The sequence below is a fragment of the Turicibacter sp. GALT-G1 genome (assembly GCF_025594995.1).
Lineage (GTDB): Bacteria > Bacillota_I > Bacilli_A > MOL361 > Turicibacteraceae > Turicibacter > Turicibacter bilis.
Window position 1 is genome coordinate 114,246 of sequence record NZ_JAMQUS010000001.1, and the last position, 11,097, is coordinate 125,342.

The following is an 11,097-nucleotide window of genomic DNA, read 5'->3' on the forward strand; positions in this document are numbered from 1 at the left end:
ACTGCTCTTAATTGAGCAGTTTTTTATTTTATTGACAACCACATTCAAAATACCAATCTAGTTCTTCCTTAACTATCTAAGTTATCAAATAAATATTCTCATTTCTTATTCACCAAAAATTTTATTGTACAACTCCGCTTTCTACAACAATATTATCCGCATCTGCTGCTTCCCCATAAACTGGAGCTAATGTTTCTTCATAATCGGCATGGAAGAAGTTTTCTTTTCCGAGTTCAACAATTTCATTATTTAACCAATCTAATAAATCTTGATTCCCTTTTTGAACTGCTCCTGCAATCGTATCAATATTTCCTAATGATTCAATTCCGACACTAAATCCCTCATTTTCAATGGCCCATGCTAATACTTCTGTATTATCCGTAGAAAGCGCATCTCCACGACCATCTAATAACGCATTATAAGCTTCGGTGTATTGATCAAATTTTAACAAGTTAACTTCTGGATAATTTTCTGTAAAAAATGTCTCTGCTGTTGTTCCCTTACATACTATTAACGTTTTACCTTTTAAATCTTCTACATCTGTAATTAAAGCCTTATCAGGTGAAACGACACCAAGAGCCACTTTCATATAAGGAAGCGTAAAATCTACTTTTTCTTTTCGCTCTTCAGTCACTGTAAAGTTCGCTAAAATAATATCGACTTTATTAGAAACTAAATACTCTACACGACTCGCTGCTTCAACTGGTACATATTCAACTTCTACCCCAAGGTCTTTGGCGATACGATTACCAAAATAAACATCATACCCTTGATAATCTCCGTTAGAATCAACGTACCCAAATGGTTTTTTATCACTAAATACGCCAATGACAATTTTGCCACTTTGTTTAATTTCCTCAACCGTTCTTGCTTTTGATTGGCTATCATCCGATGAAGAAGTTTGACACGCTGTAAAAACACCTAACGTTAACAATAAAGTAACCAAACATAATAAACACTTTTTCATTTTCATCTATCCTTTCTATTCAAATTTAAATAGATTTAAAAACTGTTTTGCCCTTTTTGTTTTTGGATTTGTAAAAAATGTTTCTGGATCTGCTTCTTCAATGATTTTCCCTTCATCTAAAAAGATAATTCGATCAGCAATCGCACGGGCAAATTCCATTTCATGTGTGACGATTACCATCGTACTTCCTTCTTTAGCAAGGGAAAGAATCACATCTAATACTTCTCGAACCATTTCTGGGTCAAGGGCAGCTGTCACCTCATCAAACAATAAAATTTCTGGCTTCATACAAAGGGCACGAACGATAGCCACCCGTTGTTTTTGCCCACCAGATAATTGACGTGGATATGCGTTTTTCTTATCAAGCAATCCCACTCGAGCGAGTAATCTTTCGGCTTCTTTAATGGTTTCGGCTTTATCACGTCCTTGCGCTTTTGTAGGGCCTAAGATAATGTTATGTAATACATCCAGATGTGGAAACAATTCATAACTTTGAAATACCATGCCAATTTTCTGTCTAATCAATGGCATTTGCTTACTTTGATGACTAATACATTCATCCTCTAGTAAGATATCTCCTTCTTGAATTTTTTCTAGTCCATTAATGCATCGAAGTAAGGTACTTTTTCCACAACCAGATGGTCCTAAAATCACAACGACTTCTCCTTTTTTTACTTCTAATGATAAATCTGAAAAAATAACATTTTGATCATAACTTTTCGTCACATGGTTTAACTTTAATATCGTTTCACTCATAATCGTTTTTTACACCTCCCACCGCTTCTCTAACTTCGTCGCTAGTAATGAAATTGGATAACAGATGATAAAGTAAAGAAGAAAGATAACACCATAAATCCAAAGAGCAGCACTTGGCACTGTTAACCGAGAAGCTTCAATAATTTGTTGACCCACCTTTACTACTTCTACAACACCGATTAGTACAATTAACGAGGTTGTTTTAATCATACGTGTCACTAAATTAATCATCTGAGGTAATAATCTTCGAATCGTTTGAGGAATAATGACATATTGATAAAGCTGTCGCTTACTTAACCCAATCGCAAGTCCTGTTTCATATTGATGTTTTGGAATAGAACTTAATGCCCCACGTACTAAGTCTCCCATTTCTGCAATTCCCCAAAAAGAAAAAACTAAAACTGCAGCGACCTCACCTGATAAGTTAACTCCAAACGACTTACTTAAGCCAAAATAAGCTAAAAACAGTAACACTAATTGTGGAATAATTCGAACGCTCTCTAAGTAGATACGACAGACAAGATTCATAATTCTAGAATTCAGACTCATTAAAATTCCCATTCCAATTCCTAAAATCACTGAAATTAAAACCGAGATTAATGAGATTTCTAACGTAACCCATAACCCCTCTAATAAACGAATAAAATTCCTTCCTTCAAATAAAACACTAATTCCCCACTCCTGCATAGCGCACCTTCCTTTCAATGAAGCTTAAAATTAGAGAAATCGGTAATAACAGCAGTAAGTAAGAAACAACTAACATTAGTAATGATTCATCTGTTTTATAATATAAGCCGATTAATCCTTTAGCGACATACATTAAATCCGCAAGTGCGACAACACTAAAGACAGATGTTTCCTTAATTAAAAAGATTGTATTGGCAGTAAAAGCGGGTAAAGAAACAACAGCTGCCTGTGGAATAACAATGTATCGTAACACTTGCCATTTTGTTAATCCTAAACTTAATCCTGATTCTGTTTGACTTATTGGAATAGCCTCAAGCCCACTACGAAACGCCTCAGCCATATAACTTCCACCTAAAAAAGTTAATCCTAATACCCCGCATGCTTCAGAACTTAAAAAGATTCCTAGCTTCGGCAACCCGAAATATAAGAAAAACAACTGAATTAATAGAGGAGTATTTCTTGAAAGCTCAATATAAACACCAATCACTCTATTCAAAACCGGAATCTTATAATATCGAATGACACAACAAATAAATCCCCAAAAAGTAGATAATAGAATTCCAAAAAAAGCAATACTAATGGTTAACTTAGCAGCCTCTACATACATCGGTGCATACGTCCTAATAAACTCAAAATCCATTATCTCCCTCCTCAATGAAAATAATTTAGATGTATCTGATAATAATCATATGAATCATTTAGACAAAAAATTCCATTCAAAATTTATTAACAACATAAAAATGTATTTAATGCTAATTTTTTACTAAAAAATTAAAAAAGCGTTGAATCTTAAAAGAATCAACGCTTTTTCTATATCATCTACTTACCATTTAATGCTTCCACAGTTATAAATGGAGGATATCCATTTCACACAGGATTTGTTGATGAACCCTTGCATCGGTGGTAGCAAGCATTAAGAAAAAATACTTTTTTATTATCAGTTATTATCTTGATAAGCTCATTTCTTTTCTTAGTTTGTCTGCATATAGTCCTACTAAAATCTCAAATAGCACTTTGGTTACTTTCTATTAATGCGTAAAAGCCTCGTTACAGTCTCGCGCAGGTGGCTTCATCTGCTCAAATTTCATTTTCGCAGTGACGCTGCTGCATTGGGTGGCGCTAATTACATATTACAAAATCTAACTCAAATACTGTCTTGCGCAAGTGGCTTCAGTCCACTCACCCATCACCTTGCTCGACTTCGTGGTGAAGCTATTGCATCGGGTCGGGCTAATGCTTACACGTCTTTACGTGTAAGCATAGTCACGACCTCGACATGAGCTGTTTGTGGGAACATATCGACTGGCTGAACGACTTCTAGATTATATCCACCTTCGATTAAGATTTTTAAGTCACGAGCTAATGTTGATGAATCACATGATACATAAACGATACGTTTTGGTTTCGCTTCTAACATAGTATCAAGTAATGTTTTATCGCATCCTTTACGAGGTGGATCGACAACGATGACATCTGGAATAATACCATTTTCAATCCACATTGGAATTACATCTTCTGATTTTCCAACGGCGAATTGCGCATTATCAAAGCCATTCAACTTTGCATTCATCTTCGCATCTTCAATCGCTTCAGGAATAATCTCAACGCCATAAACTTCTTTAGCATGTTGTGCTAAAAATAACGTGATTGTTCCAATTCCACAATAGGCATCGAATACGACTTCATTTCCTGTTAATCCTGCAAATTCTACTGCTTTTGAATATAACGTTTCAGTTTGTACTGGATTTACTTGATAGAATGAACGTGGTGAAATCGCAAATCGAATTCCATTCATTTCATCATAAATATATGGCTCTCCATATAAAATCTTTGTTTCATCTCCGAAAATAACATTTGTTACTTTTGGATTGATGTTCTGAGCAATACTCTTAATTTGTGGATACTTGTTGATTAAAGTTTCAATCACAGTATCAATGTTTGGAATAGTTTTTGTACGAGTAACAAGTGTTACCATGATTTCGCCTGTCTTGAATCCAACACGAACAATAACATGGCGTAACACCCCTAAATTTAATGACTCATTATAAGGATCAATATTTAAATCACGACATAACTCACGCATGGTATCCACAATTTGGTCTGAAATATCCGTTTGAATTAAACAAGATTTCATATTTGTAATCTCATGACTACGTTTTTGATAAAATCCCGCTACTACTTCACCATTAGCATAACCAAATGGTACTTGTGTTTTATTACGGTAACGACTTGGATCTTTCATTCCTATTGTCGGTAATACATTTGCATCTTCAATATGTCCAATACGTTTTAATTGGTTAACTACCGTATCATGCTTCATTTGAAGCTGTCCTTCATAACTTAAATGTTGAACTTGGCAACCACCACATTGTTTATAAATACCACATGCTGGCTCCACACGTTCAGGACTTGTCACAAAATAATCAACGGCGCGTCCGAACGCGTATGTCTTTTTAACAAGTGTCACTTTCATATTAATCTCTTCGCCAACTAGCGCATTTGATACGAAAATTGGGAATCCATCCACACGCGCTACACCTAATCCATCGTGTGTTAAACTTTCAATTTTCACATCATAATATTCATTCTTTTGAACTGGTACTACTTTCTTCGCCATCATTTATCACCTATATATACAAAAAGTATTTTTAAATTTTTAGTTATAGTATTAAAGTCTAACAATTACTGAGACTTCTATTTTAATTCTTCATAAGAAGAGGGAGACTATTAGTCTCCCCGTCCTTTATTGCCATTCAAATGTTTCTGTTGTTGTATCGTAAGCACCCCAGCATGGATAAGGTGAAATATTTGTTGGTTTAATCGATTGATCCACCTCTAAATACGGAATTTCACCTAATTCTTCTTCTTCCTCAGCTGTTAATGGTGTTAAAGCATCGATACGTGCTTGAAATGCTGCTTTCTCCTCAGGATATCGTGCTTCATACTGACCAGTCTTTTCATTATAGTCCTTCGGCATGACATTAATATTATTTTGAGCACGCTCAATATTTTTTGCAGTTGGATATTTCTCTGCTTGCGCGACAATTCTTTCTACAATATCAAGACGATGTTCTTTATAATAAGCTAATTCCTCTTCACGATTTGTCTCCACTAATGTTTTAATATCACCTGATGAAACAACAAGTTGTACAGTGTAACCATTAGCAACATCCCCTGCTTGTGCTAAAAACTCAGTTGCTGCTGCTTCGGCGGCAGCACGTGCCTTCTCCACATCAACTCCATCATTAACGCGTACATCAAAATAGACAACTGGTCCTTGAACCGTCACTTTTATTTCTTTTACACCTGATTGGCTTGCACCTACTTGTTCAGCGTTAGAAATCATCGAATCAGTAATAGGTTGCAAGTTCTCGGTACGATAACCGTAAATCGGCTGCCCCGCAACCTTTAGAGGATCTAAGTAAAAATATTTTAAAACATTATAACCGAATAAGACCGTTACAACTGCCAAAACTCCGATATAGCTATATAAAACAACTTGCTTTTTCGTTACATTACGTTTTTTGCTTGGTTTCTTAGCTTCTTCATTTGCCATACAGTCACTTCCTTTACTGTTATTCATTCACTTTAAATATCCTCTATTATACCATTAAAACCTCATAAATCCTAGTCCATTAGCATTCTGCAAAATGTTTCGCAAGCCCGCCTTGAGCTGTTTCACGATATTTTGCCATTAAATCATGCCCCGTTTCTTTCATCGTTTGCATCACTTGATCTAATGTAATCGTATGATACCCATCTGTTAACATCGCATATTTTGCAGCATCATACGCACGTTTTGCTGCAACAGCATTACGTTCAATACATGGTACTTGCACATATCCATATACAGGGTCACATGTCATTCCTAAATGATGTTCAAGCCCGATTTCTGCTGAATATTCACAATGTAAATTAGATGCTCCTTTTAAGAATGCGACAGCTGCCGCTGCCATTGAACAAGCCGATCCCACTTCACCTTGACATCCAACTTCTGCACCTGAGATAGAGGCATTTGTTTTGATTAAATCCCCTACAAGTCCTGCCACAGCTAACGCGTCAACCAATTGCTCATCACTATATCCTTCACGTTCTTGTAAAGCAAATAAAACACCTGGTAAAACACCTGAAGCTCCACACGTTGGAGCCGTAACTACCACATCTCCACACGCATTTTGCTCTGAAACTGCTAAAGCATACGCATAAATTAAAATAGATAAATCTTCTGGATTTGCTTTTGCTTGTTCAAAGAATTGTTTCGCACGGCGTGGATAATTTAACTTTCCTGGTAACGTTCCTTCTGCAACTAATCCATTCATTAAACTTTCACGCATCACTGCTAAAATCTCTTCTAAATAAGGTTTAATATCTGCTTCATAAGCATAAACATAATCAGCTAATGTCCAGTTCTTTTCTTTGCATACGTCTAATACGTCATTCATCGTTGTATTTGGGTAAACACTCTCAACCTCATCGCGAGCTTGGCCTTCTTCAATAATTGACCCTCCACCTACTGAATAAACCGTCCATGTTCCGATTTCTTCATTAGCTTCATTATAAGCAATGAACTGCATTGCATTTGGATGGAAGGGACGGAAATCTTCTGGACGCCATGTAATCTTCACTGGCTTTGGATCCATTGTCTTAATAATAATATAATCCGTTAAATGTCCCTCACCTGTTGCAGCTAAACTTCCATATAATACGGCCTCATAAGACGTCGCTTCAGGATAACGTCCCATAAATACTTTTGCTGCACGAGCAGGTCCCATCGTATGTGAACTAGATGGGCCATTTCCTACTTTATATAACTCACGTAAACTTTCCATAGATTTATCTCATTCCTTATCTTTAGTGACTCATTGCCACATTTATCTTCCTATTAACTCTATTATAAGCCTAACTCAATTTTTAATTCAAGCATTGCATCACGAAGTGTTGCTGCTGTTTCAAAGTCAAGCGCTTTTGCCGCTTCCTTCATTTCATTTTCAAGTTTTTGCATTAACTTTTCTTTATCTTTACGAGACATTTTCTTATCATACTTCGCCTCTTTTTCAACCACTTCAGTTGCACGGATCACATCTCGCACATCTTTACGAACAGTCATTGGGATAATATCATGCTCTTCATTATATTTCTCCTGAATTTCACGACGACGAGCTGTTTCATCAATTGCACGTTGCATCGATCCAGTTACTTTATCTGCATATAAAATAACACGTCCTTCTGCATTACGAGCCGCACGACCAATGGTCTGGATAAGTGAACGATCACTACGTAAGAACCCTTCTTTATCTGCATCTAAAATAGCAACCAGTGAAACTTCTGGAATATCTAATCCCTCACGTAATAAGTTGATTCCAACTAAAACATCATACGTTCCCACACGTAAATCACGAATAATTTCGATACGTTCTAGCGTCTTAATCTCAGAATGTAAATAAGCTACTTTAATCCCTAATTCTTTTAAATAATTCGTTAATTCTTCTGACATCTTAATCGTTAAAGTCGTAATTAAGACACGCTCGTTTTTCTCGATACGTTTATAAATTTCACCGACTAAGTGATCAATTTGTCCACGACTTGGATGTAACTCGATCACTGGGTCAAGTAATCCCGTTGGACGAATAATTTGCTCAATCACTTGATCAGTACGTTCTAATTCGTAATCACCTGGCGTTGCTGATACATAAATGGCCTGATAAATTTTGTCTTCAAACTCACTGAATTGTAGTGGGCGGTTATCTAAAGCTGAAGGCAAACGGAATCCATGATTGACAAGTGTTTCTTTTCGGGCACGGTCCCCGTTATACATTCCTCTTACCTGTGGAAGCGTCACGTGTGATTCATCCGCGACTAATAACCAGTCATCTGGGAAGAAATCAAGTAAACAGTATGGCGTTGCTCCACGCTCACGTAAAGAAAGTGGTCCTGAATAATTCTCGACACCTGAACAGAATCCCATTTCTGCCATCATTTCTAAATCATAGCGTGTACGTTGTTCAATACGTTGAGCCTCTAATAATTTACCTTCTGACTCAAAGTATTTAACCTGCTCCTCTAACTCATCCTCGATATTTTTAAGGGCAATTTTCATCCGTTCTTCACCTGTTACGAAGTGAGAGGCTGGGAAAATAACGACGTGTTTACGTTCACTTAACACTTCACCAGTTAACGTATCAATCTCACGAATACGATCAACTTCCTCACCAAAGAACTCTATGCGAATTGCATTCTTTTCTGTGGCAATCGGTAAGATTTCGACAATATCTCCTCGTACACGGAATGTCCCACGATGGAAATCAATGTCGTTACGTTGATATTGAATACGAACTAACTCATTTAATAAATCATTTCTTTCCATCTCCATTCCAACACGAATAGAAACCATCATCTTTTTATATTCTTCTGGATCCCCAATCCCGTAAATACATGAAACAGAAGCCACGACAATCACATCATTACGCTCAAGAAGTGCTGCAGTGGCTGAGTGACGTAACTTATCAATTTCATCATTCGTCTTTGCATCTTTTTCAATAAACGTATCCGATGATGGGACGTACGCTTCAGGTTGATAATAATCATAGTAACTGACAAAATATTCAACCGCATTATTTGGGAAAAACTCTTTTAACTCACTATACAATTGTCCCGCTAACGTTTTATTATGGGCTAAGACTAAGGTTGGCTTATTCACTGCTTGAACAACATTAGCAATCGTGAATGTTTTCCCTGTCCCTGTTGCTCCTAATAAAACTTGCTCTTTAACACCATTATTTATATTATGAACTAATTCATCAATCGCCTTTGGTTGATCACCTGAAGGCGCATACTTAGAAACAATCTGAAACTTACCATTTGTCATTAAATGTCACCTCACATTAAATCCATTATATCATATCTAAAAATTCATCGCTATCTACTTAACCGCTGGCCTTTTTCTTGCCATTTTAAACAATAAGACTTGCGCTAAAGGACCCTATTCCTCACTTACTATTAACCATTCTTAAAGAATTCATCATAATAAAAATAGGAAGATTCTAAATCTTCCTATTTTTATTATTGCTGCAACATACCAATTGCTTTTTGAAGTTGAGTATCGTACTGCTTATCACGAATTTTTTCTCGTAATGCTAATGTTAATTCGCTCGCTGTTTTATTATCAATTATACCCGTTGCTTCAATACTATGATCCACTTGGAATTCTTTCACAGCTGACACGGTTGATTCATCAAAGTATCCATCGGTTCTTCCAACGTTATAACCTAATGTTTTTAAAATATTTTGAGCATTTTTAATAGCTGTATCTACCATGTCAAATTCAAGTGGTGCTCCGTCTGTTAAATAAACTTGATAATAGTAATAAAATTCTGGTGCTTCTACCTCAATCGTTGGTGTTACCCCTTCTTCATTAATCCAATTTCCATTTGGTGTCTTCCACACTTGAGTTGTAATTTTTAAAGAAGAATGATCATCTAATGGCATCGAAACTTGGACAGTTCCTTTTCCATAAGATGTCGTTCCAATGACATCATATTTGCCAGCCTCTTTCATCGCAGCAGCAAAAATTTCTGAAGCTGAAGCACTACCTTCATTAATTAACGTCACAACAGGATAATCTTTTCCTTCACTTGTTGTTTTGTATGTTGTTCCGCTACCATCACGAGATTCAATTGTTGTAATCACTTGATCAGGTGGAAGGATATAATCAACCATCTCGACTACACTTGTTAAATAACCACCTGAATTATTTCTTAAATCGACGATTAAAGAAGTCATTCCTTGTTCTTCTAAAGCTTCAATCGCTTGCTTAAATTCATTCGCCGTATTTTCTCCAAAAGTTGAAATTTGAAGATATCCAATTAAGTCTTCCCCAGCTGGAATTAATTCTGATTTAACCGTTTCTTGATCAATCGCTTGTCTTGTCACTTCAATAGAAATTAACTCAGGATTATCGTTGCGTTGAATTCCGAGGATTACTGTTGATCCAACAGGACCTTTAATTTTACTCGTTACCTCTTGTAAATTTTGACCGACTACATTTTCTCCATCCACCTCAACGACTAAATCATTTGCTAAAATTCCAGCTTCATCTGCCGGTGAATCAGGAAATGGCGATACAATCATTGTATACCCATTAACATTCGTTACTTCGCATCCAATCCCTGAATAAGTCTCTTCTAAGTGCTCAACAAAATTTTCATAGTCTGTCATTGTAAAATATGTTGAATGAGGATCGCCTAAAGCATCAATCATTCCTGAAATAGCTCCATCAATTAAAGATTGGCTGTCACCTTCATAAAAATAATGATATGTCTTTAATGCTTCATACACTTGATTAATTGAAGCTGTCTCCCCATAATTAGCTGGTGAAACAATAGTTTGAGCTGGATTTTTAGCTGGAAATACTAAAGATAGTAATAATGTAACAACAGCTCCTAAACAAAAGCTTCCCACAAGTTGCAATACTCTCTTACGCTTCATGCAATCACTCCTTTTAATTGAATATCTTCTATACCCTTTATATCATTTCCTAACGATACCAAAAAATGTAGACTTTATAGGATTATCTCTATTTTATCAATTTTTATTTTCTTTGTCATGATTATAAAATGGAATAAATTAGTTTATATTGTGGTTATTTGATATAATGACTTAATTTCATAAACAATCGAGTAGGAGATAAT

9 protein-coding genes are annotated in these 11,097 nt (G+C 36.0%); all 9 read right to left on the reverse strand.

Annotated elements, in window-relative coordinates; translation table 11 throughout:
• Positions 1-121: 121 nt before the first annotated feature.
• The 9 genes from NEH74_RS00500 to NEH74_RS00540 all read right to left on the reverse strand — a co-directional run bounded on the left by NEH74_RS00500 (position 122) and on the right by NEH74_RS00540 (position 10,894).
• Positions 122-967 carry a cysteine ABC transporter substrate-binding protein gene (locus NEH74_RS00500; RefSeq protein ID WP_212723970.1) on the reverse strand — a complete coding sequence of 282 codons (846 nt, stop codon included), beginning with the start codon at positions 965-967 and terminating at the stop codon, positions 122-124.
• 15 nt (positions 968-982) lie between these two features.
• Positions 983-1,723: an amino acid ABC transporter ATP-binding protein gene (locus tag NEH74_RS00505; RefSeq protein WP_317453093.1), complete on the reverse strand. Its 741-nt coding sequence runs from the start codon at positions 1,721-1,723 to the stop codon at positions 983-985.
• A 9-nt stretch (positions 1,724-1,732) separates the two neighbouring features.
• Positions 1,733-2,410 (reverse strand): amino acid ABC transporter permease, encoded by a 678-nt coding sequence (locus tag NEH74_RS00510; RefSeq protein ID WP_212724168.1) that lies wholly within the window; start codon positions 2,408-2,410, stop codon positions 1,733-1,735.
• Entirely contained in the window at positions 2,391-3,050 is a 660-nt protein-coding gene (locus NEH74_RS00515) for an amino acid ABC transporter permease (RefSeq protein WP_212724169.1), read from the reverse strand. Before NEH74_RS00515 ends, NEH74_RS00510 begins: the two co-directional genes overlap by 20 nt.
• A gap of 597 nt (positions 3,051-3,647) precedes the next feature.
• On the reverse strand, positions 3,648-5,027 hold the full coding sequence (gene rlmD / locus NEH74_RS00520) for a 23S rRNA (uracil(1939)-C(5))-methyltransferase RlmD (protein WP_262940887.1): 1,380 nt from the start codon (positions 5,025-5,027) through the stop codon (positions 3,648-3,650).
• A 126-nt stretch (positions 5,028-5,153) separates the two neighbouring features.
• A complete protein-coding gene (locus tag NEH74_RS00525) occupies positions 5,154-5,966 on the reverse strand; it encodes a hypothetical protein (protein WP_055305990.1) in 813 nt (270 codons plus the stop codon).
• A gap of 79 nt (positions 5,967-6,045) precedes the next feature.
• Positions 6,046-7,239 carry an L-serine ammonia-lyase, iron-sulfur-dependent, subunit alpha gene (locus NEH74_RS00530; protein ID WP_262940888.1) on the reverse strand — a complete coding sequence of 398 codons (1,194 nt, stop codon included), beginning with the start codon at positions 7,237-7,239 and terminating at the stop codon, positions 6,046-6,048.
• A 62-nt stretch (positions 7,240-7,301) separates the two neighbouring features.
• Positions 7,302-9,275 (reverse strand): excinuclease ABC subunit UvrB, encoded by a 1,974-nt coding sequence (gene uvrB / locus NEH74_RS00535; RefSeq protein ID WP_262940889.1) that lies wholly within the window; start codon positions 9,273-9,275, stop codon positions 7,302-7,304.
• Between the two features lie 194 nt (positions 9,276-9,469).
• The gene (locus NEH74_RS00540) at positions 9,470-10,894 is read right to left on the reverse strand and encodes a S41 family peptidase (RefSeq protein ID WP_262940891.1); all 1,425 of its coding nucleotides are present in this window, start codon (positions 10,892-10,894) and stop codon (positions 9,470-9,472) included.
• Positions 10,895-11,097 lie beyond the last annotated feature (203 nt).